At 65.9% G+C, this 26,294-nt stretch carries 25 protein-coding genes; 12 read left to right on the top strand and 13 right to left on the bottom strand.

Going from position 1 to position 26,294, the window contains the following annotated elements:
* Window positions 1–51 precede the first annotated feature (51 nt).
* From ACQPW1_RS19400 to ACQPW1_RS19390, 3 genes are all read left to right on the top strand, one after another.
* Window positions 52–1,617: an FAD-dependent oxidoreductase gene (locus tag ACQPW1_RS19400; RefSeq protein WP_433664096.1), complete on the top strand. Its 1,566-nt coding sequence runs from the start codon at window positions 52–54 to the stop codon at window positions 1,615–1,617.
* 112 nt (window positions 1,618–1,729) lie between these two features.
* Window positions 1,730–2,122 carry a YciI family protein gene (locus ACQPW1_RS19395; protein WP_433664095.1) on the top strand — a complete coding sequence of 131 codons (393 nt, stop codon included), beginning with the start codon at window positions 1,730–1,732 and terminating at the stop codon, window positions 2,120–2,122.
* A complete protein-coding gene (locus ACQPW1_RS19390) occupies window positions 2,119–3,351 on the top strand; it encodes an RNA polymerase sigma factor (RefSeq protein ID WP_433664094.1) in 1,233 nt (410 codons plus the stop codon). Before ACQPW1_RS19395 ends, ACQPW1_RS19390 begins: the two co-directional genes overlap by 4 nt.
* Before the next feature lie 12 nt (window positions 3,352–3,363).
* On the opposite strand, the gene ACQPW1_RS19385 is transcribed toward ACQPW1_RS19390, so the two are convergent.
* From ACQPW1_RS19385 to ACQPW1_RS19375, 3 genes are all read right to left on the bottom strand, one after another.
* Complete coding sequence (locus tag ACQPW1_RS19385) at window positions 3,364–4,917, bottom strand: acyl-CoA carboxylase subunit beta (protein WP_433664093.1); 1,554 nt, start codon at window positions 4,915–4,917, stop codon at window positions 3,364–3,366.
* Between the two features lie 146 nt (window positions 4,918–5,063).
* Window positions 5,064–5,897 (bottom strand): SGNH/GDSL hydrolase family protein, encoded by an 834-nt coding sequence (locus ACQPW1_RS19380; protein WP_433664092.1) that lies wholly within the window; start codon window positions 5,895–5,897, stop codon window positions 5,064–5,066.
* A 205-nt stretch (window positions 5,898–6,102) separates the two neighbouring features.
* Entirely contained in the window at window positions 6,103–6,468 is a 366-nt protein-coding gene (locus ACQPW1_RS19375) for a gamma-glutamylcyclotransferase family protein (protein ID WP_433664091.1), read from the bottom strand.
* Window positions 6,469–6,614: 146 nt separating this feature from the next.
* Between ACQPW1_RS19375 and ACQPW1_RS19370 the strand changes: the two genes are divergently transcribed.
* Window positions 6,615–7,163 (top strand): pyrroline-5-carboxylate reductase family protein, encoded by a 549-nt coding sequence (locus ACQPW1_RS19370; protein WP_433664090.1) that lies wholly within the window; start codon window positions 6,615–6,617, stop codon window positions 7,161–7,163.
* A 16-nt stretch (window positions 7,164–7,179) separates the two neighbouring features.
* Here the strand turns inward: ACQPW1_RS19370 and ACQPW1_RS19365 are convergent, their stop codons facing one another.
* The 5 genes from ACQPW1_RS19365 to ACQPW1_RS19345 all read right to left on the bottom strand — a co-directional run bounded on the left by ACQPW1_RS19365 (window position 7,180) and on the right by ACQPW1_RS19345 (window position 11,162).
* Entirely contained in the window at window positions 7,180–8,049 is an 870-nt protein-coding gene (locus ACQPW1_RS19365) for an SAM-dependent methyltransferase (protein ID WP_433664089.1), read from the bottom strand.
* Between the two features lie 199 nt (window positions 8,050–8,248).
* On the bottom strand, window positions 8,249–8,938 hold the full coding sequence (locus tag ACQPW1_RS19360) for a hypothetical protein (protein ID WP_433664088.1): 690 nt from the start codon (window positions 8,936–8,938) through the stop codon (window positions 8,249–8,251).
* 263 nt (window positions 8,939–9,201) lie between these two features.
* Window positions 9,202–10,530: a hypothetical protein gene (locus tag ACQPW1_RS19355; RefSeq protein WP_433664087.1), complete on the bottom strand. Its 1,329-nt coding sequence runs from the start codon at window positions 10,528–10,530 to the stop codon at window positions 9,202–9,204.
* An 11-nt stretch (window positions 10,531–10,541) separates the two neighbouring features.
* A complete protein-coding gene (locus ACQPW1_RS19350) occupies window positions 10,542–10,994 on the bottom strand; it encodes a CAP domain-containing protein (RefSeq protein WP_433664086.1) in 453 nt (150 codons plus the stop codon).
* A gap of 9 nt (window positions 10,995–11,003) precedes the next feature.
* Window positions 11,004–11,162 (bottom strand): hypothetical protein, encoded by a 159-nt coding sequence (locus tag ACQPW1_RS19345; RefSeq protein WP_433664085.1) that lies wholly within the window; start codon window positions 11,160–11,162, stop codon window positions 11,004–11,006.
* Window positions 11,163–11,310: 148 nt separating this feature from the next.
* Here ACQPW1_RS19345 and ACQPW1_RS19340 point away from each other — a divergent pair, with 148 nt between their 5' ends.
* Window positions 11,311–12,141 (top strand): MOSC domain-containing protein, encoded by an 831-nt coding sequence (locus ACQPW1_RS19340; RefSeq protein WP_433664084.1) that lies wholly within the window; start codon window positions 11,311–11,313, stop codon window positions 12,139–12,141.
* Between the two features lie 83 nt (window positions 12,142–12,224).
* On the opposite strand, the gene ACQPW1_RS19335 is transcribed toward ACQPW1_RS19340, so the two are convergent.
* Window positions 12,225–13,157 (bottom strand): helix-turn-helix domain-containing protein, encoded by a 933-nt coding sequence (locus ACQPW1_RS19335; protein WP_433664083.1) that lies wholly within the window; start codon window positions 13,155–13,157, stop codon window positions 12,225–12,227.
* A gap of 670 nt (window positions 13,158–13,827) precedes the next feature.
* On the opposite strand from ACQPW1_RS19335, the gene ACQPW1_RS19330 reads away from it, so the two are divergent.
* Entirely contained in the window at window positions 13,828–14,322 is a 495-nt protein-coding gene (locus tag ACQPW1_RS19330; RefSeq protein WP_433664082.1) for a hypothetical protein, read from the top strand.
* 38 nt (window positions 14,323–14,360) lie between these two features.
* Here the strand turns inward: ACQPW1_RS19330 and ACQPW1_RS19325 are convergent, their stop codons facing one another.
* Window positions 14,361–16,055, bottom strand: coding sequence for a hypothetical protein (locus ACQPW1_RS19325; protein WP_433664080.1), 1,695 nt, complete (start codon window positions 16,053–16,055; stop codon window positions 14,361–14,363).
* 516 nt (window positions 16,056–16,571) lie between these two features.
* On the opposite strand from ACQPW1_RS19325, the gene ACQPW1_RS19320 reads away from it, so the two are divergent.
* From ACQPW1_RS19320 to ACQPW1_RS19305, 4 genes are all read left to right on the top strand, one after another.
* Entirely contained in the window at window positions 16,572–17,945 is a 1,374-nt protein-coding gene (locus ACQPW1_RS19320; RefSeq protein WP_433664079.1) for a serine hydrolase domain-containing protein, read from the top strand.
* A 224-nt stretch (window positions 17,946–18,169) separates the two neighbouring features.
* Complete coding sequence (locus ACQPW1_RS19315) at window positions 18,170–18,829, top strand: 2-oxoglutarate/malate transporter (protein WP_433664078.1); 660 nt, start codon at window positions 18,170–18,172, stop codon at window positions 18,827–18,829.
* Window positions 18,830–18,925: 96 nt separating this feature from the next.
* Window positions 18,926–19,447: a nuclear transport factor 2 family protein gene (locus ACQPW1_RS19310; RefSeq protein WP_433664077.1), complete on the top strand. Its 522-nt coding sequence runs from the start codon at window positions 18,926–18,928 to the stop codon at window positions 19,445–19,447.
* A 242-nt stretch (window positions 19,448–19,689) separates the two neighbouring features.
* On the top strand, window positions 19,690–19,938 hold the full coding sequence (locus ACQPW1_RS19305) for a PASTA domain-containing protein (protein WP_433664076.1): 249 nt from the start codon (window positions 19,690–19,692) through the stop codon (window positions 19,936–19,938).
* A 69-nt stretch (window positions 19,939–20,007) separates the two neighbouring features.
* Here ACQPW1_RS19305 and ACQPW1_RS19300 read toward each other — a convergent pair whose 3' ends face one another.
* Entirely contained in the window at window positions 20,008–20,811 is an 804-nt protein-coding gene (locus tag ACQPW1_RS19300; protein WP_433664075.1) for a HEAT repeat domain-containing protein, read from the bottom strand.
* A gap of 246 nt (window positions 20,812–21,057) precedes the next feature.
* Here ACQPW1_RS19300 and ACQPW1_RS19295 point away from each other — a divergent pair, with 246 nt between their 5' ends.
* Both ACQPW1_RS19295 and ACQPW1_RS19290 read left to right on the top strand, forming a co-directional pair.
* On the top strand, window positions 21,058–22,527 hold the full coding sequence (locus ACQPW1_RS19295; RefSeq protein ID WP_433664074.1) for a carboxylesterase/lipase family protein: 1,470 nt from the start codon (window positions 21,058–21,060) through the stop codon (window positions 22,525–22,527).
* A gap of 797 nt (window positions 22,528–23,324) precedes the next feature.
* Window positions 23,325–24,707 carry a cytochrome P450 gene (locus ACQPW1_RS19290; RefSeq protein WP_433664073.1) on the top strand — a complete coding sequence of 461 codons (1,383 nt, stop codon included), beginning with the start codon at window positions 23,325–23,327 and terminating at the stop codon, window positions 24,705–24,707.
* Window positions 24,708–24,715: 8 nt separating this feature from the next.
* On the opposite strand, the gene ACQPW1_RS19285 is transcribed toward ACQPW1_RS19290, so the two are convergent.
* Window positions 24,716–25,555 carry an ABC transporter permease gene (locus tag ACQPW1_RS19285; protein ID WP_433664072.1) on the bottom strand — a complete coding sequence of 280 codons (840 nt, stop codon included), beginning with the start codon at window positions 25,553–25,555 and terminating at the stop codon, window positions 24,716–24,718.
* Entirely contained in the window at window positions 25,552–26,289 is a 738-nt protein-coding gene (locus ACQPW1_RS19280) for an ABC transporter ATP-binding protein (protein WP_433664071.1), read from the bottom strand. Before ACQPW1_RS19280 ends, ACQPW1_RS19285 begins: the two co-directional genes overlap by 4 nt.
* Window positions 26,290–26,294: the final 5 nt, after the last annotated feature.

The raw sequence follows: 26,294 nt of genomic DNA, 5'->3' as shown, positions 1-26,294 counted from the left end.
GCGCAAGCGTCGCGCCAGGCCGGTGCAAGAGGTGTCGAAAAGCATTGAGTCATGGATGAATTCGACGTAGTGATCGTGGGCGCGGGCCCGGTTGGTCTCTTCCTCGCCTGCGAGCTCGGTCTCGCGGGCTGCGCTGTCCTGGTGCTCGAGCGGGAAGCCGAGCCCGAATCCCCGTGGCGGACAGCACCGCTCGGGATGCGGGGCCTGTTCACCACGTCGATCGGGGCGTTCTATCGCCGTGGGATGCTGGACCCGCTGCTGACGGCGTCGGGCGGGCCCGCCGATCCCGGCGCGGACGAGCCCGCACGTCCGCGCAACGTCGGCCACTTCGCAGGCATGATGCTCGACCCGGCCAAGGTCGACCTCGACGTACTGCCGTTCCGATTGCCCAGCCCGACACCGGGATTCATGATGACAAGCCTCGAAGCGGTCGAGACCATACTGTCGGAGCGGGCGGCCGAGCTCGGCGTGCAGATCCGGCGCGGCGCCGCGGTCTCGGCCATTGTGCAGGAGACGGACAGCGTGGTCGTGCACGTCGGCGAGGACGAATACGCGGCCCGCTGGGTCGTCGGCTGTGATGGCGGACGCAGCACGGTACGCAGGCTCGCGGGCTTCGAATTCGTCGGCACCGAACCACAATTCACCGGCTACGTCGCGCTCACCACCATCGCCGATCCGGAGCAGCTGAGCCCCGGATTCAACCTGACGCCGACGGGCATGTACCTCCGGATGCCCGCGTCAGGGCACATCGGCATGATGGATTTCGACGGCGGCACGTTCGACCGCTCGCAGCAGCTGACCCGCGACCACCTCCAGGCGGTGCTGCGCCGGGTGTCCGGCACCGACGTCACGCTGAGCGAGGTCCATCTGGCCTCGAGCTTCACCGATCGGGCTATGCAGACGACCACCTACCGGCAGGGCCGCGTTTTGCTCGCGGGCGACGCCGCGCACATCCACTCCCCCCTCGGCGGGCAGGGACTCAACACCGGCCTCGGCGACGCGGTGAACCTGGGCTGGAAGCTCGCGGCGACGGTGCGCGGGCACGCGCCGGACGGGCTGCTCGACACCTATTCCGCCGAGCGTCATCCGATCGGCGCCAAGGTGCTCGACTGGTCGCGCGCACAGGTGGAGGTCATGCGGCCGGGGCCGTATGCCGGGGCGCTGCAAGGAGTGATCCGCGACCTGCTGGCGACCCGAGACGGCACAACCTATGTGTTCGAAAAGGTTTCGGGCGCGTCGATCCACTACGACTTGGGCGGCGAACACCCGCTGGTCGGCCGCGACGCCCCGGACTTTCAGCTCGCGGACGGTACTCGCCTCGGCGACCTGATGCAGGACGGACGCGGCGTCGCACTCGATTTCAGCACCGACCGACGCTTGCACGATGCGGCGACAGGCTGGGAGAACCAGCTCCGGTATGCGGCCGGGGCGGTGCGAAACGACCTCGGATTGGGTGCCCTGCTGATCCGACCCGACGGCATCGTGGCCTGGGCAGCCGGTCGCCACTTCGATCGGGAGGAGTTCGAGCGAGCCGCCCGCCAATGGTTCGGCAGTCCGGCAAGCCGATCCCTTTTGGCTGCGCCTGGTCGCGTGACCGTGCCGAAACACGCTCGATGACGCAGACTTCCTCGCCACGGCATCTGACGAATGTCGACATCGTGGCGGCGGCTCCGACGTTTCGGGTAAGGATGGGTCAATCGGGCGCATCCGCGATCGTGAAGGAGCCGTGATGAAGTACGTGATCCTGATTCACTCGAACCCGCAGCCTTGGGGACATCCGACAGGTGACTACCTGCCCGAGTACCAGGCGATGTCGCAGGAGGAGCGGGATCGGGTGAACTCCGATTTCGAGAAGTTGCTCGGCGAGATGCGGGAGCAGGGTGAGTTGCTGACGGGGGAAGCCCTCGGTGCGCCCGAGTCGTCGCGGCTGTACCGCTGGGGTGACGGGAAACCGCTGGTGACCGACGGCCCGTATTCGGAGGCCAAGGAACACCTGGCGGGGTTCTTCCTGATCGACGTCGAAAACCACACGCGCGCCGAGGAAATCGCCGCACAGTTCGCCGGTCCGGGGGAAACCGTCGAGCTGCGGCCCGCGATGTGGCCGGGCGGCGACGACCAGTGAGCGACCGGGTGGTGGAGGACGTATGGCGACACGAGTCGCCGCACGTCCTCGCCGCCCTGCTGCGCAGGCACGGCGACTTCGGCGACTGCGAGGACGCCGCCCAGGAGGCGGCCGAGGCGGCGGCGGTGCAGTGGTCCCGCGACGGGGTGCCCGACAATCCGCGGGGCTGGCTCATCACCGTTGGGTCGCGGCGCTTGATCGATCGGGTGCGAGCCGACCGAGCCCGGGCCGGGCGGGAAGAGGCGGTGGCCGTCGCGCAGCCGAGCGACGCATACCTCGCGCGGTCGGCGGATCAGCCGACCGCGGGCGACGACATGCTGCAACTGTTCGTGCTGTGCTGCCACCCGAGCCTGAGCCGCTCCTCGCAGGTCGCGTTGACGCTGCACGCCATCGGCGGTCTGGGCACCGCCGAGATCGCCGCCGCCTACCTCGTTCCGCAACGCACCATGACGCAACGTCTTACCCGGGCCCGGTCGACCCTGCGGTCGGCCGGTGCGACGTTCGAGCTACCGAGCCGAACGGACCTGCCCGCGCGCATCACGTCCGTACTCGACGTGTGCCATCTGCTGTTCACCGAGGGCCACACGCGTTCTGCCGGTGGCGCACTGATGGATTGGAGCCTGACCGATGAAGCGATTCGGCTGACCCGTCAATTGCATTGTGCGATACCGGATCACGACGAGGTCGCGGGCGCGCTGGCGCTCATGCTGCTCACCCACTCCCGGGCAGCGACCCGTACCGAGAACGGCAATCTGATCCCGCTGGCCGAGCAGAACCGTTCGCGGTGGGATCAGCACCTGATCGCGGAGGGTGTCGCCATCCTCGAACGGGTGCTGCCCCGCGGCCACGTCGGCCGGTTCCAGTTGCAGGCGGCGATCGCTGCCGTGCACGCGGAGTCGCCCACTTGGGAGAGCACGGACTGGCGGCAGATCTGCGTCCTCTACGCCATGCTCGACCAAGTAGCGCCGAGCCCGGTCGTGACGCTCAACCGGGCCGTCGCCATCAGCATGGCCTTCGGCCCCGAGCAGGGCTTGGACCTGATCGCGCCCCTGCTCGACAACCAGTCCATGGCACGTCATCACCGGACCCACGCGGTGCGCGCACACCTGCTGGAGATGATCGGCGACCAGGCCGGTGCCATCGACAGTTACCGGCGGGCCGCGCAACTCACCGCGAGCGTCCCCGAACAGCGGTACCTCAACGATCGGGTGCGTCGCCTCACGCGCTGACTTCGACCACGCTCACATCGGGTACACCGAATGCTTGCGCGGATTGAACTCCGGCTTGGCCGGCGGCTTATCACGCAACAAACGCAGCGCGTGCCGGATCTCCAAGCGAGTCCGCGCGGGTTCGATGACCGCGTCGATGTAACCGCGTTCGGCCGCGATCCACGGGGTGGCCATCGTCTCGTTGTAATGGTTGATCATGAACTCGCGCGCGGCCGCCCGCTGCTCCTGCGGCACCGCCGCCAACTGCCGCTTACCGATGAGGTCGACCGCGCTTTCCGCGCCGATCACCGCGATCCGGGCCGTCGGCCAGGCGAAACTGATATCGGCACCCACCTGCCGGGCCGCCATCATGCCGTAGGCGCCGCCGTACGACTTGCGCACCACCAGGTTTATGATCGGCACCGTGGCCTCGATGATCGCGCGCGGGACCCGGCCGCCGCGGATGATCACACCGTTGGCTTCCTGCTCGAGACCCGGCAGCACGCCCGGGGTGTCGACGACGAACACCAGCGGAATGTTGAACGCGTCGCAGAGCCGGATGAAGTAGGTCGACTTGTCCGAGCAGGCGGCGTCGATCGAACCACCCAGCACCAACGGCTGGTTGGCGATCACACCGACCGGATAGCCATCGACCCGGGCGAATCCGGTGATCAGGTTCGGCGCGAACTCGCTGCGGACCTCGTGGAATTCGCCGTCGTCGAAGATTCGCAGCAGGATGTCGTGCATGTCGTACCCGGCGCGATCGGAGTCCGGGATGATCTTGTCGAGTTCCCGATCGGTATCGGTGATCTCCGGCTCCAGGCCGGGGTTCACGACCAGCGGTTGCTCGAGGCAACTGGTCGGCATGTAGCTCAGGTACCGGCGGGCCCAGTCGTAGGCGGCCTGCTCGGTGTCCGCCACATGGTGCAGCGTGCCGCGCTTGGCCTGGACCTCGGCGCCACCGAGCGCCTCCGCCGTGACGTCCTCACCGTTGACGGCCTTGATCACCTCCGGCCCGGTGACGAACATGTAGGAGTCCCGAGTGCCGATGAGCACGTCGGTGTTGATCGGCCCATACACCGAGCCCGCAGCGCACTTGCCGAGAATGATCGACACCTGCGGCACATAGCCGGACAGCTTCTCCAACACCCGGGAGATATCACCGAACGAGGCGATCGAGCCCACCGCGTCCTGGATACGCGCGCCGCCGGAATCGTTGATCGTCACCACCGGGCACGCGTTGTCGAACGCGAACTGCAGCGCCCGCATGAACTTGCGGGCGGAGGTGACACCGACCGTCCCGCCGTACACGGTCTGATCGTGCGCCACCACCACCACCGGGCGGCCACCGATCAAACCTCGACCGGTGACCAACCCGTCGCCGTACAGCGTGTCCGGTTGGTCGGGCTGACGAGCCAAAGCACTGGTCTCGATGAACGTCCCGCGGTCGAGCAGCATGTGCACCCGCTCGCGGACGCTCGGCACGCCCTTCTTCTCTCGCTTGGCAATACCGGCTTCACCTGCCGGTTCCGCAGCGATCGCCAGGATCTTGACCAGTTCATCGAGCTTCGCCTGGGTATCAACCACGCCCGCCGCCACCTTCCCTACAACTGTTGTGCTGTGGCGACGTTAAGCGGTGTGGACACTAGAACGGGTAATCGGCCCGCAGATGCGGGAGAGGTCACAGTCCGGGCCGGGTTCCTATGGCATTCCGAACAGCTCGATTGGCAGGTTTACCCGCCTACGTGGTCGCCCGCTCGCCCGGTGGCCGAGTTCAGTGTGGGCAGGTAGCCGCGGGCATGGCCGTCGCCGTCAGGATGGTAGGACTCGACGGGGTCGGCGACGTTCAGTTGGTTGATCCACGGATCGCGGCCGCAGATTCCGTGTCCGGCGAAACGGGAGGTCGGGTTGGCGAAGGTGAATCCGGCGGACTGCGCGCGGGCCGCGATGACGCGGTCGAGTTCGTCGGCCCCGCGGTTGAGCGAGTCCCGTTTGTGCAAGCTGAAGCTGAACGGGCAGACGTCACGCTCGAAGAGCCGAGGGTAGCCCAAGACGACGACCTTGGCCTTCGGCGCCTTGGCCTTGATGTCTTGGTAGAGCCCGTCGAGGCGGCCGGGCAATGTGCGATTGGCATAGTTGATGCCCGCGTTCACCGCCGCGTCGCAGCTGGCATCGCTGGCCGGGAACACGCAGGAGCGCAGGATGTCGGAGAAGCCGACGTCGTTGCCGCCCGCGGTGAGGGTGACCAGGCCGGTCCGATCGTTGAGCACGTTCAGTTGGCCGGAGCGGACGTCCTGAGTTGTGGCGCCGCTGCAGGCCTTGAAGGAGAAGGTGCCGACGGTGTGGGATCCCGCCCATAGTGCTGGGTAGGCGGAATCGCTACGGCGACAGTCGCCGCTGTCGGGCCGGTACTCACCGATGCCGGTGCCGGACGAGTAGGAGTCGCCGAGCGCGGCGTAATCGATGGGTGCGGGGGTGGGGGCAGGTGCGGCAACGGCGATGGTGGCGGGCAGCAAGGCAGTCGCGAGGGCGGCGAAGGTCGCCTGCAATGCCCGGGCGCGGATCATTTTTGCTCCAAGGGGAGGGAACAGCAGCGGCGCGGAATCATGAGAAACACTGCCGTTTACCAAAGATGGCTGCGTGCAGTGCCGAGCAGTGAACGGGGGCATTGCAAACCATACGAACACTTACGGTCCCGCCGCGAAAGCCGTTGTTCCCCAATGTTTGACATGCGGCGATACACAACTGGGGAGTTCGCCGTGCCGACCTCGATCAGCTGCTCAGCGTCGCCTCGGGCGCCGCCGACGCGAGGACGTAAACCCACGCCTGCTTGCCCGACCCCAATGGCACCAGGATCCGAGTGTAGTCGGCGACCTCGTAGGCGTCAGCGGCCGCCAAATCCGCTTCGGTAACGGCGAACACAGTGCCGGCCACGCCCGCGGCAGCATCCGCAGGCACCAGGACCGGGTGGCGCGCGCTACCACTGGTAGCGATCACCGCCGGATCGGTAATGACCACCTCACCGAGCTCGTACCCGACGATCTCATCGACGTGACCATCCAGCTCACGCCCGAACACGGTGCGCTGCACCTCGACCTGCCGCAGGGTCCCGTACGAGAACAACCAGATCTCTCCCATGCATCCACCCAATCAGATCCGCGCGGCACGGCACTCGTGGCGTTGCTCTCACGTCTGGCACAACCCCACACTGGACGCGGAGAGGTGCACGTGCCGGAATGGACACGGCGAAGACGCCCTGCTGCGCTCTTGAGACGATCATGCTCATGGAGACCCGATCTGTTGGCATCATCGGACTGGGTCGGATGGGGTCGACCCTGGCCGCAGGGTTCAGCAGAGCGGTCGAGCCGGATTGTCTGTTCGCATCGGGCCGCTCGGAGGCCGGCATGGCGCGAGTCCACGAAGCGGTGCCATCCATCACGATCGTGCCGTTGGCCGAGTTGCCGACCCGGGCCAGACTCATCGTGCTCTGTGTGCGCAACGCCGATCTCCCCATGGTGCTGGGCGATATCCGGCCTCAGCTGACCGACCAGCACGTCCTCGTCACGATCAACAACGGGCTACCACTGCTCGAGCTGGCCACGCAACTGCCGCCCGATCTGGCCGAACAGCTGGTCACACAGAGCGTAAATGCCGCAAGCCGACTGCTGACACAGGGCGCATGCTTGGACGAGATCATCGACCGGGTAGCCGTACCGGGCGGCAACACCGCGGCTGCCGTAGCGGTCAGCCGCGACGATCTGACCGCAGCATGGCGGGCGGCATTCCAGGCTGCGGCCGACAACGAGCGTCGCAAACCTCTACCCGCGCTTTGACTTCCACGGCCCACGGTCAGGGTTTGCGTAGGATCCCGCCGTATTCGTAGACCTTGCTACGACTTTCGGTGGCACCGACGTATCGGCGCAGTGGCTCGGGTACCGGTTCCAGCGGGGGCTGGTTCGGGTCGGGACGCCAGTCGACGAGATTGACCAGACCGGGGGCGATCTGTTCGAGACCGTCGAACAGTGCGTCCACCTCCTCGGGTGAACGATGCTGCCAGGGGATTCCGGACTCGTCGATCTTGCGGGCGAACGTCGCACCGAGCGTCGGGTCGTCGCTGACGACCTGGGAGAAGGCGAGGTGGCTGCCGGGCACCGCGACGGTGTCGATGACGTGCCGCAACACATGCCGTGCACCCTGGCCGACCTTGTCGACGTCTTTGAGGTGATGGCCGACGGACAGGAAGAGCACGGCGACCGGCTCGCTGAAGTCGATCAACCGTTCGACGTCGGGATCGGCGAGAATCGTTTCGGGCGAACGCATATCGGCGGTGATGACGGTGGTGTTCGCCCGGGCTTCGGCCAGCATCGCGCGGCCGTGTGCGAGGACGATGGGGTCGACATCGACGTAGGCGACACGCACGTCGGGGTTGAACCGTTGGGCGACCTGATGGACGTTGTTGTCGGTCGGCAGCCCGCATCCCATGTCGAGAAACTGGCTGATGCCGGCTTCCTGCACGAGGTAACGGACCGCGCGGTACAGGAATTGGCGGTTCTGCCGGGCGATGTCGACGCATTCGGGAAACCGGCCGAGCATGTAGAGGAGGATGTCCTGGTCGGCCGGGTAGATGTCCTTCCCGCCGAGCATCCATCCGTACGCGCGCGCCGAACTGGGCCGGTCGAACGAGATCGCCGGTCTTTCCCTCCTGTCACCCGAGCTCATTGTGACGTCCTCTCACCCTGCGCCATGCAGCCGAACGGAGGCCCCGGTGCGGCTGTACCGCATCGAGCACGACAACCGGATTCGAGTCATCAGCCGCTGCACGCGTCCTGAACGAATATAGCCGTACTCAGGCGTTTTGGACGCAGACTGCGGACTTTGGATCGAACAACGTGGATGGCCGCGCCGGGCTCGTAGCCGATCAGGTCGGATCGGCGATGAGCTGCAGGTACGCGGTGTCGAGGGGGATGTCGACGGCGAACCAGGCCGCGGGTCGATCGTCGTCGCGGGGGCACCAGGCGGTCGCGATGCACAGTCGGGCTACTTCCCCGGTGGCCAGGCCGGGTAGATGCCACTCGATGCGGGCCGGATCCGCGTATCGGACACCGTATTCGGAGGTTGCGTCGGTCGGCAGCTGACGCGCCCAGCGGGTAGGCATCAGCCGACCGTCCGCGGCCTGCATGGCGAGCAGCTCGGCATCCGGGCCGCCGATCGACACCATGAAGTGCTCGTTCTCCACACTCACCGCCGCGAGGCATTCACCGGAATCCGGCCCGCCGTACGCATCGGCGGGCAGGTCGGTCAGTTCGGCCGAGACAATCAACCCGGACACCCTGGCTCGCGCCTCCACCTGCCAGATTCCGGCCCACATCGGGACCGGTGCGCCGCCGTCCCAAGCCGGTACGTCGATGCTGCCGATCAGCAGATCCACCGTCGCGTTGCGATGCCGCCACCGATGCAGATGCGAGCCATTCGGCAAGCGCCACAAGGTATCCGGCTCGGCCGGTAGCAGATCCGAGCCGAGCGTCACGGAGAACCCGGTGATACCGAGGGGCGTGTCGATCACGGCTCGGCGACGGTCCGCCTGGGCCAGGTCGTCGGTGGGGAGCATGCGCCCATCATCCAGGTTTGCGTTCCCCCGCCACCGACAGGCCACAACTTTCCCCGCACGCCGCACCCACCAGGGCCGCCTCCGGCTGCCCAGAACGCATGGCCCGAAGACCGCCGATATCCGCCGCATCTCGAACAGCACGCCGACCGGCTCGTCCCCCAGCTGATCGACACACCAGGCAGGCAACCAGTCCGGCAGAGTGTCCGACGGCACGGTGAGAGATGTGCCATGGCGGCGAGTACGGCGGAAGTCCGTCCGGCGATTCAACTCTTGCCGGAGTCCGCGGCGGTCAGGAGCAGGCTGGTTACCTGGGTGATGATCGCGTCGCGGTTGTTGTCGAAATCAGGGCTGGTCAAGCCTGACTCGGGCAGACCCTCGAGTACCGGGACGTGAATGTGTCCACCGGGCAGGTCGGCACCCACTACGTCACGCAATAGTGTTGCACGATAGGCACTTTCGTTGGAGAGGTAACTTCCGCCGCCGCCTGCCCAGGCGACCGAATCCGGCGGCGGGCCGTCGGGGGCGGGGACGCTCGGAATGGTGGGGAGGCCGCAGAATGTGATGACAGGCAGTGTGGGGAAGAAGGGCAGGGCGGTGTCCACCGAGGTGCGTACCTTGACCGCGAACGCCCCAGGGACAGTTGCCATCTCCGGTAACGGCAAGGTCGAACGAGTCCACTGCGGCTCGGTACCCGCGGCGGCCGCGGTGTTGGGGGTGCGACCCAGGTAGCAGACGGATTCGTTGTCGGCCTTGCCGCCGCGCCAGGCCCCGTTGGTCTGCTCGAGGTCGAATTCGCCTGGGCTGCCTACGCTGAGCGTGGCAAACAGGTCCACCTGGTCGGCGCCGTTGGTCAAGAACGGCCGCAAGGTCTGCTCGACAACTCCGTCACCGAAGTCACGCCAACGAACCGGGAGCATCGCGGCGGCGAATTCGACACGGCCCTTGTCGGTTTCGATGACCTTGCCATCCAACGCCAAAGCCGTTGCACCCGAAGGATTCCCACCCCTGATGTCCGTGTCCAACCGATAGGGATCGAACCCGGTGATCAGGACATGCCGGGTAGTCGAACGGGGCGTCGAGTAGGCAATGCCATCCTGGCCGCGCCCGGTTCGGTCGATCGCCGTGACGATATCGGCGCGTTGCTGTGGCGACAGGCCGAACGACGGCTTCCACTGCCGCACCGATGCCACCGCGGCCAGCCGGGCCCAGTACAGCGGCCGATCGTCGCTTGCCGACAACGAGCCGCTCGGCCCCCTCCCCTGGGCCCGGTCGACCGCACGGCGCCACAGCTGTCGCGCATCGGTGGTGGCAAGCGCAAGGGCCGCACCGTAATCCGTTGTCGAGCAAAGATCCGATGCGAACGACTGCACCAGATCGGTGAAGCCACCACCCTCGATCAGCGCAGCCGGTTCCGGCCGCTGCAAGCGTGCTTCCTCGGGACCGAGTTGGATCGACCGATCGATGCACTCGGCGGTGGGAATCTGTGTTACGCCAACGCCGTCGTTATCGGCTGTTGCCGGACCAGCCGCGACAATCGGCGCGATCAGCACTATGACAGCGGCCGACAGCCGCACACGGATATTGCTCAGCAACTACGTTCCTCTCAGCGCGTCCGGAACCGCGCATGACATGCGCGAACTCCTATGACCAAAACCCGTGCTACGACACCCTGTTCGTCCCGACGGGATACTAAGAACGGCTCAGTTCTGCGGCCGTCCGACGTTCTCCGGGAACCGACCCTGGACGTTTCCCGGCGGCGTGAAGCGAGCCACCACGAAGGTGCTGGGCTGAGCGAGATCGTACCCGCCGGACACGATCCGATGCCCACGGTGAGCTGCGTGCTTCCCTTCCACACCACCTGGGTGAAGTGCCCGGTCGCGGACGAGAAGCCAGGATGGTTGTAGTCGTAAGCGCTCGCCTCCGACATCCAACTCTCCATCGCATCGTCGAAACTCCGGTCACCGGTACCCGCGTACAGGTTCTCGCCATAGCGACCGCCCGAATTCGAATGCTCGAACTTGCACGCCTCCGCATATTGCTTTGTGCTGGAAGACAAGTCGGAGTTTCACGTCAACGCCGTCGCCCCATACTTCGCCCGCGCCGCGTTCGCCACCGACAGCATCTGATCCTCGGACGTCCCCGCACCGGCCGGAACAGCACCCACGACCGACCCCACACAGCGGGCCACCAGAGCACCGGCAATCGCTGACCACGACTTCTTCATTCGATTTCCTTCCGATTGGTACAGACACCGAGTGCAAGCCAGGTTAGGGCCGTGTGCCCGACGCCACAAGAGACCGCTCCCCAACGCGTTCAGCGTGGGCCTCGACGTGGGCGTGGTAACCGGCGCCGAAAACGCTAGCGTGGCAACCATGAACGCCGTGACTGTCGCCGCATTGCACAGCTATCCCGTCAAGAGCTGCGCCGGGATAGCCGTCGACGATGGTGTGCTCACCCCCGCCGGGCTCGAACACGACCGCAGTTTCCTGGTCGTGGACGGCGACGGTGTCTTCCGTTCACAGCGTGGCAATCCCCGTTTGGCCTCGATCCGACCCGAAATCAGCAGCGACGGAAGGCAACTCGTCCTGCACGCACCCGACATGGACCCGTTTCGGCTCGCGGTGGACCCAGCCGGTCCCCGCCGAGAGGTGACTCTGTTCGGCGCTCCGTTCGAGGGCATCGACCAGGGACACGATGTCGCGGAATGGATCTCGACCGTGCTGCAAGCGCCGAGTGGGCTGATGCGGGTTCCACCGGACCACCATCGCGTCACCGACGGACAGACACCGGGGACCTCCGCCTATGCCGACAGCTGCCCCATTCACATCATCTCGCTGTCCTCGGTCCGCGATCTCAACCAACGCATCGCCGCCCGAGGCGCGCACCCGCTACCCGTCGACCGCTTCCGCGCCAATCTCGTGCTCGATGGTTGGGACGACCCCTACCGCGAGGACGAACTGCGCCGAATCACCATCGGCGACACCGAATTCGGCTACGCCAAGCTCGCCATCCGCTGCGCCACCACCCTGGTCGATCAGCAGACCGGAACCAGAACCGGCCCCGAACCGCTACGAACCCTCGCCGGGTATCGCCGCACCATCGGCGGCGTCGCGATCGGCGCCAAGTTCGCCGTGTCGCGCCCCGGCAAGATCAGCATCGGCGACTCGGTAGATGTAATCGACTGGGGCCCAACGGAACTGTGATGGCAGCGGAGGAGAAACGATCGGAGTTCGTGTCAGCCGCAGGCCGTTCAGCCTGTTAGCTGCTGGATAGCGATGCTCGTGATCTACAGCCGCGCGGCGGCTGCGGCCATCAGCTCCCGCGAATCCTCCGGCGTTTCGGCCTGCACGGCGAGCCGGTCCATCACCTCGCGGTACAGGTGCAGGTCCTCCCGGCTATCCAGATACAGCGCGGTGGTCAGCTGTTCCAGGTAGACGAGGTCGGACAGTTCTCGTTCGGCGAAGCGCAGCATCGTGAACGAACTGCCTGCCGCCGCGCAGCCGCCGGATCGATAGGACAGTACCTGGATGGTGACGTGCGGCTTGGTCGACATCTCCACGAGATGCTCGATCTGCGCGCGCTGCACCTTCGTGCCGCCGACCGGTCGATGCAGCACGGCCTCGTCCAGCACCGCCCACAGCGTCGGCCCGCCCCGCACATTCAGGATCTCCTGCCGCTTGGTGCGCAACTCCACCCGCCGCGCCGCCTGGACGTCGATCCCCTGGCGCTGACCACGCTCCCTGCGCCGGGTCGCTTCGGAGTTCTCGTAACCCACCGCGACGACGGCGCTGGCGTAGTCCGCGGTTTGCAGCAGTCCCGGAACCAGCTGGCCCTCGAAGGTTCTGATCGTGCGCGCCGCGCCTTCCAACCCGAGGTACGTCTCGAACCATTGCGGCAGCAGATCGTTGTAGCGATGCCACCAGCCCGGCTCGTTGGCCTTGAGCGCCAGATCCACCAGCTTCGTCCGCTGCTCCGGATCGGTGACCCCGTACAGGGTCAGCAGGTCCACGATGTCGCGTTCCTTGTATCCGGTCCGGCCGAGCTCGAGCCGACTGATCTTGGCAGCCGAACCGCGGATGTGCTCGCCCGCAGCCTGCGGCGTAATGCCGCAGGCCTCACGCAGCTTGCGCAATTGACCGCCGACCGCGATCCGCAGCGCCGTCGGGCCGCGTTCTGCGACACCCGAATCGACTTCGATCAGCCTCGGTTCTGCGGTCATTAGCGTCCACTCCGATGTTTGAAGACCACCGGCGGTGCCGCGCCCGTTACCGTCGCGCACCACACCGCGTCCACCATGATGGTATCGCTGATATACGCCAGAACAATCATTCCGCAGGGGAACGTTCCCGAGATGTCGAGTCATCAATCGGTCGACCGCACAAATCGGCTTCCACAATCGGTTGTCGGCGGTGAACGTACTGGTCACCCCGGTTCGCATCTCTGTCGAGCCACGCCACGGCGAAGAACCGGTAACCAGCACCTGAATCCCACTGGCGTTCAGTATTTTTCATCGAACACGGCGTCAAGATTGAGGCCAGGCGAACCGGTCGCTCAACTCGAAGCAGTCCGGCTGTGGAGTCATCGCGAAGCGCCTGAGCCCATGTGACAAACGATCTCGTTCCGAACTCACGATTCGTGCGCGCCGGAATGGTGTCGCGTTGTTCGAATTTCGATGGAGCTGGAGCGCCAGCGCACCGAGATCGGCCGGGACGGACCCGAAAAGTCGTGGCTTCGCATCAGCGAACGGGATGGATAGCGTCTCGCCGGGAGGAGGCATCGCCGCCCGCGGTCAGATCAGCTCTGCTAGCGTGGAACTTTGCCAGATAGTTGCTGGGCCCGCAGTGGGGGGCCTGGGTATCGCCCCACTGATCCGCGTAAGGACAGGAGTCATGATGCGAGGCGTTCTGAAGTTTTCAGCAGTATCGATCCTTCCGATGGTCGCGTTCGCCATATCCTCTGGTCCAGCGTCCGCGGACCCGGTGTCGTTCGACCCGGCACGCGTCGACGGCGGGCCGGGGTGCTCAGGAAAGGCCACCGCCGAGGTCTCGGCCAGTCAGGGGCAGCAAGCCCGTGAGTTCGCGGACTTCATCGATAGCTCGGCACGCGTGACGGTGAACTTCACGCCCGACACCGCCAGCAATCCGTTGGGCTCGATGTCCGCCGCGCCGGGTGGCGCGAACGACTGCCAGATCTCCACGACGGTCACGATGCGCAATGTGGATACCGGCGCGAGCACGACCGAGACACGGACCACCGAGCACGACGGCCATTACGGCTGGAACGCCGCCTTCTTCACGCTCGCCGGTTCGGGGCGCGTCGTCGTCACGGTGAGCACGAACCCAACCCCGTCCGAGCTGACCATCGACGTACCCGCGCCCCTCTGACGGCCGGGACCGGTTGGCCGGACGCCGATCGGTCCCAGTCAGCTGGCCGGGGTCTGGCCCGGCCGCAGTACCGGTCCGCAGTCGCCGGACGACCGGAATCCGGGCCACAGGGGTGGGAGGACTCGGCCTGCGTAGTCGCGCAGTTGTTGCAGTTGATGTTCGTCGCGCACAACGTCTTTGCGCACCCAGTCCTCGTCCGGCCGTTCGAGATCCGGGGATCGGTGCATCCGGTAGTAGTCGCGTTCGATTCGTGGGTCGATGGTGATCTCGTTGCTCAGCCAGATTCCGTGCGTGTGGATGAAGGTGGGTTTGAGGTCCTCGTACACGTAGTCACCGAGGTTCGTGGAATCGTTGCCCGCGTAGATGTCCGCGATCCGTGATTCGGTGAGTCCGGCCATGTCGATCAGCTGCAAACGCGAGGTCAGCGAGCTGCCACCCATGTCGGGGGTGAGCAAGGTGCCCTGCTTGATGTCGAGGATGTCCGCGTAGCCGTTGAAGACCTGCCCGAAGCGAAGGACGATCCAGCACAACGGGACATCCGAGTTGGCGCGGTACGAGTCGGATGCGTCGGCGAACGCGACGCCCGACGGGATCAACGCGCCGACCAGTGCCAGCACGACCAGAGCCCGGCGGTGCGCGCGCAGCCTAGACAGCAGCTCCCCCACCGAGATCACGGCAACGAACGCGCCGAGAACCCATGCCGGAGTGGCGAATCGGAATTGCGCCATCCAATCCGGTTGCAGCACGCAATAGGCGATCATCGCCAGTGCCAGCGGCACCAGGAATGCGACGGCGCCGTCACGCCACCTGCTCGGTGCGGCCAGGGCGAGACCGACTACTCCGACGGCCGCGAGCACCGCGGGTGCGCCCGCATACTGCACCAGGTCGCCGCTCCTGGTCAGGTCGTGCACGGTGGGTATCGCCTGGTTCTTGGCGACCGCGGTGTTCGCGACGAGCCTGCCGAACTCGTTGAACCGCCACAACAGGTAGGCCCCGAACGGAATCGCGAACGCCAGCCCCGAGTACAGCACGCATCGAACAGCGGCGGGCAACGTCGCGCGGCGCACCAGAATCACCGAAATCAGTGGGTACGCAGCGAGATAGATCAGGCCGTCGGGACGGGTCAACGCCGCGAACGCCGCTATCGCACCGGCGGTCACCGCGACCGTCGGCGTCCACAGCCGGTCATCCAGCACCGCCACGAACAGGTGGACGGCCAGCACGCATACCGCCAGCGCGAACAATGCGTTCTCCAGGCCGGAGAAGCACCAGATCACGAACGACGGGATCGCGGCGAGCGTCGCGCCGGTTCCGAAGGTGACCAGCGCGGGCCATCGCGAGACCCTGCGCGCCGCAAGGTAACAGGCAACGAGGATGCCCGCGCAACAGATCAGCGCGACCAGCTTCGGATAAAGGACATAGTCGGGGATGCCGAAGACACTGCCTCGGTCGAAGAGTCCGCACCATTCGCCGATCACGAGCACCAAAAGCCAAGTGGGATTGGAGAATCCTTCTACCGACGGTGCGCCGGGCTGTAGCACCGGACCCAGACCCGCGGCGACGCTGCGCGCATACGCGAAGGTGATGCCCGCGTCGTCGATCATCCAGCTGCCGTACGTACTGGCCCGCCAGCCGAGCAGCACCAAACCGCCCGACACCGCCACCAACGGAGCCAACCACGACCCAGCGCGCCGTTGCCGCAGGCCCTGCAACGCCTCGACCGAAGATCGCAACCGCGCTCTCAAATACCCCACCAATCCGTGAACCGGCTGCCAAACTTACCCGGCCGTCGGCTGCAAGACACGTTTTGTGATCCTCAGCTCCCCCGAAACGGGCCGCGTTACAAGGTGATTGGCTTCGATGGGGAACTGGCATCGCTGCGGCTCTTGAAAGCCGTTGAACCTCAGCGTATTCAGCTCCGATCCGTACCGACCTGCCCGGAAAGTATGGATACGCAGTCGGAGCGGCGATGTGCATCACCACCGAACTGGGGGCTTGACTTGCTGGCTGCACAGCGGGTCAGGCACATCGGGCGAACCATGCTGGAGTCGGCGGCTCGCCACGATCGTTCGACGCAGTAGCACCCAGTTTTGATGGCGAATCGCAGTGCTCGCCGCGAACCGATCTAGCCTCCAGACCCGGCGCTACCCTGATGACGACGTACCGCACCGCTGCCGATATCGCGAGCGGCGGCGCAGCACCCTGATCGGTCCGTCCGAATTACTGAACAGGCGAAGGGAAGTCACAGGATGCTGTTGCCATCGACCGAGCGGGCGTTGTTGCACCGGGTCGCCGTCGAGCAAGCGGAGTATCGGGTGCCCTCGCTGATCGCCGCCGTGGTGCGCGACGGGCAGCTGGTGTGGTCGGGTGCCCGGGGCCGGGTCGATGGGAGCCAACCGACCACCGATACGCAGTACCGCATCGGCTCGATCACCAAGTCCATGGTGGCCACCGTCGTGCTGCGGTTGCGCGACGAGGGCAAGCTCGACCTGTCCGACCCACTGGCCGAGCACGTGCCCGGCGCACCGCTGGCGGATCGTACTGTTGCCCAACTGCTTTCGCACACCTCCGGTCTGCGCGCGGAGTCCCCCGGCGACTGGTGGGAGCGCACCGAAGGTGGGGATTGGGCCGAGCTGGCCGCCGGCCTGGACGGCGACGCGGGCAGCAAGGCGTTGCTGCACCGGGCGGGCCGCCGGTACCACTACTCCAACGTCGGCTTCGCCGCGCTCGGCGAGTTGGTCGCCCGGTTGCGCGGACACAGCTGGTTCGAGGCACTGCGCACCGAGGTGCTCGCCCCGCTCGGCATGGACCGCACCACCCTGTTACCCGCCGCCCCGCACGCCACCGGCTGGGCGGTGCACCCCTGGGCGGACGTGGCACTACCGGAGCCGTCGCACGACCACGGGGCGATGGGCGCGGCAGGCCAGCTGTGGTCCACGGCGCACGATCTGGCCCGCTGGGCGGCGTTCCTCGGCGGCGACACCGGCGATGTGCTCGCGGCCGACACACTGGCGGAAATGCGCGAGCCCGCCACGGTCGAAGACGGCGACGAGTGGAACTCCGGATACGGACTCGGCATGCAGTTGCAGCGCCACAAAGGTCGCCGACTGTCCGGCCACGGCGGAGCCATGCCCGGCTTCATCGCCACCGTCTGGGCGGACCCCAAGGACCGCACCGGCGTGCTGTTCCTCTCCAACACCACCTACGGCGGCATCCGGGGAAAGCTGACCGACGCGATGCTGGATATCCTCGCCGAGCACGAGCCGAGCTTGCCCGAGGAATGGTTGCCCGCCTCCTCCGTCGACCCAAAGCTGTTGGCGCTCACCGGAACCTGGTACTGGGGCACCGCCTCCATCGCCCTGCACCTGCGGGCCGATGGTCTGCTACAGCTGAAGGCCCTCGCACACGGCGGGCGGCAGTCCCGGTTCCGCCCCGAGGCCGACGGCTCCTGGACCGGACTCGACGACTACTACGCCGGTGAACGCATGGCGATCGTGCGTGACCCCGACGGCACGCCACAGCGGCTGGAACTCGTGAGCTACGTGTTCACCCGCGCGCCTTACGAACCCGCCGAGCCCATACCCGGCGGTGTCGACCCGGCGGGCTGGCAAGCCCGGGACTAAGGGAATCTGCCGCCCGACTTGGGCGTATCCGCCGCAGCTGGATTCTCCAAATCCAAGCAGCGTCAACCGAATACCCGCAGCAGACCGGCACCCATCACGGCCCGGTCTGCCACGTGGTGCCGCCATCGGCGCGGCCAAACCCACTGAGTCGCAGCCATTGCCGTCATGGTTACCCATCGTGTATTCAATATAGGTAGCGTAAACCTAATACTGGAGGGGACACCATGGGATTCATCAGCTTTCCCGCCGCGGCGGGCGTGGCCGGCTTCGGATTCGTGCTGCTCGCGGTCGTCATCAACGTGGCCTACGTGCGCGGTCGACTGCCACTTCCGGTGGGCGCCAAGGACTTCGATGCCGTCGCGGCGTCCTTCGCTGCGGTCGGCGACGCCCTGAAGAAGCCCTCGGTCGCCGCTCCGGCGGGCTGGGTGTGCACCACCGTCTTCGCCGCAGGCATGCTGTCAGTGCTGTGGCGCGGCGGGTCGGGGCCGGAAGCCTGGGCGCTCGTCGGATTCGCCGGAGTCCTCATGCAGAACGTCGCGTTCACTTGCGTAGAGGCGCTTCGGTTCGGCATGGCCTCGGCCGCCGAACGTGATCGCGATTCGGTGGCGGGCCTGTGGAGCCTGAGCAACGTACTGTTCGGCTTCAACCAGGTCTTCCTGGCCATCGCACTGTTCGGCTTCACCGTTGCCGGGGCGAGCACCGGATTGATTCCCACGTGGCACTCCTGGCTCGGATACATCAGCGCCGCACTACTTTTCGTCGCTTCCGCAACCAGCCCGTACAACGCCGACGGAGCCAATCGGACCGCACTGATCGGTTTCCTCGGCTGGCTCGGCTGGGCAGGCTGGATAATCGCCTGCAGCGTCGCCCTGCTGCGCTACTGACCGGCCGGTGACCGATGGTCGGCGGCGAGGCCTGCCGGCCACCGACCGATACGATGACCGATTCCCCGATGCGCGCAGACTTCTAACGTTGCCCGCATGAGCAACAACACCGCATCCCCCACCGTCGTGGACACTGATCAAACACCTCTCACCGCGGTGGACAGATTCGAGATCTTCGAACAGCTGGTGCGCCACCAGCGGTACATCGACAACGACCCGAGCCGCGAATCCGTCGACAAGTACGTGAGCCTGTACTGGCCGGAGGCCACCTTCACGGTGCACGACCTGCGGTCGCAGACCTTCACCGGACCCGAAGGACTGAAGAGCCTCTACGACTACGCGCACAGCGTCTTTCCGCTGGAGAAGTGGTACCACGACGTCGGCTGGTTCGAGATCGACGGCGCGGGCGACACCGCCATCGTGTCCTGGCGCTGGCGCGTCAACTGGAAAGAGGACAACGAGGGCGTGGTGTCGACCGGCACCTACCAGGATCGGTTCGAACGCCGCGCCGGCGTGTGGAAGGTGATCGATCGCGTCTCGAACATCGATCCGAACTGGCCCGCCGCACTGTTCCAGCCCTACCTCGACCGCCAGGACGAGTTGTTCAAGGCCTCCTGAATCGCAGCTGCCCCAACGTGTTCGGCCACAGACCGAGCGCCCAGCCGAGCCGGGATTCGCAGAACTGTTCCGGGCCGCCGCGCGCTCCCGCGAATGAAACGCCCATCCGAGTTACTCGTAGGTCCGAATACCGGGAAGTACGGTGAATCGGACCGCCCGGTCCACCTCGACGAACGGGGCTTTGAATGCAGCTGAGGCGAGCAGGCAGCACGGCAGTCGTAGTGGCGTGTGTTGTTCTTTGTGTGTCGACGCAGGCCGACGCCGCGCCGACTGAGATGCCGAACTTGGCGGGTAAGAGTCTCGTGGATGCCGTCAAAACCTTGGACGGGCACGAGAAGACAGATGTCAAGGACATGGACGGACAGCAGTCCGTCACGTGGCCTGTCAACTGGAAGGTCTGTACTCAGTCACCGAAGGATGGTGCACCACTGACCGAGGACACCACCGTGTCGCTCGGCGTCGTCAAGACGAAGGAGAAGTGCCCGAAGTAGCCGAACCGCTGTGGCGGCACTGCACAATTCGGCTGAGAGTGCCGCAAAGCTCCTGCGGCAGCTGCACTTTCAGGATTCGCGGGCCGCGATTGCGGCCTGGATTCGTCGTAGCGTGCGCAAGCCTTTCTTCGCGGCGACGCTCACCATGCCGTCGAAAACCGTAGAGCCCCGGTCGTTAGCCATCAGTCGCTCCAGCGTCGGCACAGCACGATCGTCGCCGGTCGAACCGAGCGCGACGGCCGCCCAGTAGCGCTGGTCGGGGTCGGCGCTGTCGGCCGCCTCGCACAGCCTCGGGATGATGTCGGGAGCGAATTTGGCCAGCGCGCTGGCGATATAGCCGATGCGGTAGTACCGGCGGTGCTCGAGTTCGTCCCACAGTGCGGCCAGGGCCGTATCGCCGCCGATCATGCCGAGGGCCTCGGCGGCGCGTTCGCGCATTCCGCCGATCGAGTCCTGCAACAGCGGCGTGAGCGCCGGAACCACCGATTCGTCGCCGAGTGTGCCCAGCGCGATCACCGCTTGCTCGCGCGCCATCTCCTGCGGGTGATCCAGCATCGCGACCAAGCCGGGAACCGCGGCACGGAAGCCGAGCGCCGCGCAGCCCATCGCCGCCCAGGCCTGGCAGTTGTACCGAGTGTCGGCGAGTGACGCGAGCAGCGGTGCCTCCAGCGCGTCATCACCGAAGACCGCCGCCCGGTTCAACGCCCGGCTGTACAGCGACCGGTGGTAGTCGGGATAGTCGCGGACGAGCGCGCACAGTACTTCCTTGGCGGATGCGTCACCGTCGGCAGCCCGCACGAACAGCAGGCGCAGATTCTCCTCACGGGTATCGAGATCGCCGTCTTTGAGGAGTCGCGCATCAGCTGGGTTCACCGCCCAACGGTACCTGGCGACGATCTCGACCCCCGCCACGCTTCAGGCGGTCAGCGCACGTGACATTTGCACATGCCGCGTTCGTTCCGAAGAACGCGAGAGTCTGTCGCGTTCAACCCACAGCACGACCTGACGACGGCGATCTCGGACACCGAAGGCTCATGGCAGGCTTGGACGAGGTGGGTGCCGACCTCCCTCGGCCCGACCATCCAGCGTGACGCGAGCATACGAAAGGGGAGGTCGCTGATGACCGTCCACACCGTGGACACCGAGGCAGGGCGACTGTCCGGCGACCACACCGACGGCGTTGCCCGCTTCCTCGGAATCCCCTACGCGGCAGCTCCAACGGGCGAACGCCGATTCGCACCCCCGGCACCTATCGAACGTTGGGCGGGCACCAGGCACGCCACCGCTTACGGCGCCACCGCACCCCAGCCGACATTGCACCCCGCGCACGCACATCTGGCGCCGCTGACCGGACCCGGATGGGTCGTCGGCGACGGCGACTACCTCAATCTCAACGTCTGGACACCCGACCCCGGCACGGGTGGACTGCCGGTGCTGGTCTACCTGCACGGCGGCGGGTTCATGATCGGCTCGGGCGCCGCCCCCGCCTTCGACGGCACCTCGTTCGCGCGTGACGGCGTCGTCCTGGTCACCGTCAACTACCGACTCGGGGCGGAGGGTTTCCTCGCATTCCCTGGTGGGAGTACGAACTTCGGATTGCGCGATCAGATCGCCGCCCTGCGCTGGGTTCGCGACAACATCGCCGACTTCGGCGGCAACCCGGACAACGTCACCGTCTTCGGCGAATCGGCCGGGGGCACCTCGGTCGCGTTCCTGCTGCACTCCCCGCTGGCCGCCGGACTGTTCCGGCGAGCGATCGTCGCGAGCGGACACGACGAGATGGCCCGCAGGCTCGAGCTCACCGAAGAACTCACGAAGGCACTCGCCGCCCGGCTCGGAACCGTCCCGACGACAACGGCATTCAGAGCATTCGCTGCCTCCGATCTGCTGCGCGCGCAGGCAGCTCTGTTCAGAAACGAGCCCCGCCCAGATCTGCGCGACGACAACGGTATCGACCCCGGCCACCGCCGCGCGCTGTTCCTCCCCACCACAGGTGACGACGTCCTCCCCGACCCGGTCGGCGTCCCGAGCGCACACTCGCGCGGCGTCGACCTGTTGATCGGCACGACACTCGAGGAAGCCAACCTCGGTTTGGGTGCCGAGGCATTCGCCGCCTTCGACGCGCACGACGCCATAGCCGAGCTGGCCGCCACCTACCCCGACGCCGAAGCACTCCTGCAGCAACACGGCCTCCACGACGCCGCCGTCACCCCCGCGCACGCACTGACCGCCGCCTACACCGATCTGATGTTCCGATCACCGAGCCGCCGCACCGCACGCCGCCACCCCGGCCCCACCTACGTCTACGAATTCGCCTGGCGCGCACCACAACACGGTGCCGCACACGGCCTCGACATCCCCTTCGTCTTCGACACCACCCAGGCATGCCGCGACCTGATCGGCGACGCCGCCCCCAACACCCTCACCCGCGCGATGCACCAAACCTGGCTCGACTTCGCAACCCACGGAGACCCCGGCTGGCCCACCTACGACGACGCCAGAAAAACGATGAGGTTCGACACCGACCCCCGCCTCTGCGAGGACACCGCTCCGGACGACACCACCCGCTCTGCCGGTTCGGCCATGTGAGACCGGAACCGGTTGCGTGGTAGTCGGCGCTACCGAATGTTATGAGCCGCAACGGCTCTGGTCTCGCAGGCCACCTCCGCGTGACCGCTTCGTGCAGCGCGCGGGTCGCGGCATTGCCGCGCGTTCGCAGGTCCCCGGACCAGCAACCAAACTGCGCCATCGCAGCCTGCCACCGTAGTCCAGCGCCTTTGCGAAACGAGCGTTTCCAGAGGTGATCAGTCCGGCCAGGGGTGGCCCACCAGCCTGCCCACCGAAGGCGGTGTACAGCGTGCCCAGGTGACCGCCGAACGTAGATCGGCGCGCTGGGCCGCACCCGGGCGGTGAGCCCGCACCAGCTACACGACCGCAATCGACCACGATGGGAGGTGTGACTTCAGCCGTGAATGACGCTCGGACCGTTCGCGTTTCGGCAGAAGGTCAGGGCCGGTCCGGGATCCCGACTAATGTAACGTATCGACGGGCAACAGACCTCAGTGATCCAGCTCGGTTGACGCCTATTCGTGCAGGAGACCCTGTGTGGACGATCGAGGAAGTCTGAAACCGAGGCAGGTCTGTCGAGAGTGGTACGGAGATCGTTGCTCGACCGCTGATCCAGGAGTGGCAATGACTGACCTGGTCGTAAGGACCGCTTCGTGTAGCCGGGGCATCCAGCGTCTTGCCGCCGACGGCGCGGGCCGGTTGTTCAGCGACCTCACCGACGGACATCAGAGAAGGAGTGGGATCGCTGTTGTCCGAGATGTGGTCCGATCACCCGAAGTCTCTGGCCTCGAACCTGCCGGATAGAAAGGCAACATCCAGTGGATCTTCATGACGTCCCGTGCGGGCCTGGACGTGTGCCGGTTCTCGGGCACGGTCAGCAAATGTTGCGTGATCCAGTCCAGTTCATGGTGGATCTGGCCAGCGTCGGGAAAATAGTACGTGTAGATATCGGCAGTCTCGTTGTCTACGTCATTACCGATTTCGAATTACTGCGCCGGGTGCTGGTAGAGAACTCCGAAGCCTACGAGCGAGGGCTCCTCTTCGAACGCATCCGTCTCATATTCGGAGAATCGCTGATCGTCGCGGATGGCCAGCAACACAAGGATCTTCGTCGTCTGCTGCAGCCGGCGTTCCATCGGACAGAGTTGGAAAGCTACGAGCACACTATAAAGCGTAACGCGGACGCCTTGGCGAGTTCGTGGCAGCCAGGCCAGATTATCGAGGCCCGTGCCGAGCTGCTGGGGTTGGTGATCGCCAACCTGCTCGGGTCCATGTTCTCGCACGAACCCGACACCGAGGAGCTGCAACTCATCTCGGGTCTGATCGAGGACATAGGCGCAGGTGCCATCGTGGGCAGCGTGCTGCCGAAGTGGTTGGCGAGCCTGCCATTGCCGGTGAACCGCAAATTCCTGTCGGCTGGAACGCAACTGCGGGAATACTGCCAGGAGCTGCTCGTCGCGCGCCGGGGCAGCGGTGAGCGACGGAACGACCTGATCGACATCCTGCTGAATTCGTTCGGTGACGAACACCGTAGTGACAAGTTCCTGGCGGAGCAGGCCGTGACCATTCTCTTCGGCGGGATCGACGCCTCGACCGCCGTGCTGACCTGGGCTCTGTACGAGTTGTCACAGCATCCGGAGGTGGCGTCGAGACTCCAGCAAGAGATCTCCGCCGCAGGAGATTTCGATCCCCGAAGCCCTGACAAACTCGACTACCTGAACCGGTTCCTGAACGAGGTCACGCGGATCCATTCGCCGCTACTGCAGACCAGACGCACCGTCACCACGGTCGAACTCGACGGTTTCACCTTTCCCGCTGGGACCGATATCGGCTACAGCATTGCCGCTATCCACCGCAACCCGCATGTTTTCACCGATCCGAACACTTTCGACCCCGATCGGTGGCCGACCGCGGGCTCCGGCTCGAAATGCCGGAGCTTCGTTCCATTCAGCATGGGCAACCAGATGTGTATCGGTAACAACTATGCCTGGATGTCACTGGAAACGACGCTGCGCAGTCTGCTGTCGAAGTGGGAATTCCAGCCGGTGCCGACCAAGAAGCTCCCGCGAGCCATGGGTCCGATCCCGGTGATGCGAAGGCTTCCGCTCGAGGTTCGTCCAGTCTCTGGTAATCGCGCGGCCGAAGTCCGTGGCGACCTTACAGCGGGCGAACAATCGGCGCCGCAGTCACCGGGCTCGTAGAGCTTCGCTCAGGTTGTGCCTGATTTGGCGAGCGTCGTTCTGCGCCGTCCGGACAACCGGCGAATGAGCGAGGGTAGGACGGCTGTGGTGACGAAGAGGGCGCCGGCTATGAGGACGAAGTAGAGCAGAGATCCGTTGCGGCCGAAGCGAGGAAGGAAGGCGACTTGCTGGCCGGTCGCGGCGACGGCGTTGAGGAACGGGGCGTAGGCCTGCAGAGTGAATCCATTGGGTAGCAGATTGAGGGAGTTCTCGGCCACATAGACCCAGAACAGGAGGAAGGCGACGGCGGCGGACGGAGTGCGAATCACCGACCCGGCCGCGACACCCACTCCGCATGCGGCGAACGCGTAGGTCGGTACGGTCCAGAGGAACCGGATACCGGCGGAGTCGGTGATGTCCACATTCCCATAGATCTGGGGGAACTGGTGTGGCAGCGTGACCATTACGACGACGAGTAGCACGACTGTCGAGATCGCCGTGATGGCGCCGTAGTAGATCCACCGGGCCAACGCCACCGTCCAAGACCGGGGAAACAGGAAGGCATTGAGATCGCTTGTCTGACCGCGCCATTGGCTGGCATGGGCGTAGGCGGCGGCGACCATCATGACCGACACGGACAGGGTGATCACCCAGTACACGGAGTTCGTGGTGGAGACCGTGGCTACGTAACTCTGTCCGAGGAGGGTGGCGAGTCGTTCTGCGACAGCAGCGATTCCGAAGGTGACGACCAGCGGCAGCACGAAGGTGAGGGGGACAGCGACGGTCCACAGGAAGCTACGTCCGGCGGTGCGGGTCCATTCGGCGGCGACGCCGCGGCGGATCAGGGTGGCCGGACCGGGGCTGTTCATGGGGCCACGCCGAACGCGCGGTGGGTAGGCAGGCCGGCGATGCGCAGGTAGGCGTCTTCGAGGCTGGTCTCACCAGGCCCCAGGGTGTTCATGAGTTGTGCGAACGGCTGGTCGGTCAGAATGCGCTGGTTGCCGAGGATGACGATGTGGTCGGCGTTGCGTTCGACCTCATCGAGCAGGTGTGTGGCAACCAGGACGCAGGTCCCGGCATCGGCGAGCTGACGCAGCAGTTCGCGTATCCAGCGGATGCCCGCAATGTCGAGGCCGTTGAGCGGTTCGTCAAGCAGCAGGGTTCGCGGCTCGGAGAGCAATGCGGCGGCGATGCCGACACGTTGGAGCATGCCGAGCGAATAGTGCCCCAGCCGGCGATCGGCGACCCGGACGAGGTCGACGATCTCGAGGACGTCGTCGACCCGGCCGGTGGGTAGTCCACGCGCGCGGGCGATCCAGCGCAGGTGCCGACGTGCGGTGTGGCGTGGGTGGAAGGCTCGATAGTCGAGGTGCATGCCGAGAGTTGCCGGTGTGGTGTGATGGGCCCGGATGAGGGTGCCGTCGACCCGGACGGTGCCGATGGCAGGCGCGATGACGCCACAGATACACCGCAGCAACGTAGTTTTGCCGGTGCCGTTGAGACCGATCAGGTAGGTGAGTGCCCCATCTGCCACGGTCAGCTCGGGGACTTCGAGGACGGTGACGCCTGGGTAGCTCAGGGCGAGGTCACGGATGTCGATCACGGCGC

The organism is Nocardia sp. CA-128927 (assembly GCF_050955855.1).
GTDB lineage: Bacteria > Actinomycetota > Actinomycetes > Mycobacteriales > Mycobacteriaceae > Nocardia.
The sequence above is the reverse complement of the archived record's forward strand: the minus strand, read 5'-3'. Positions and strand labels throughout refer to the sequence as shown.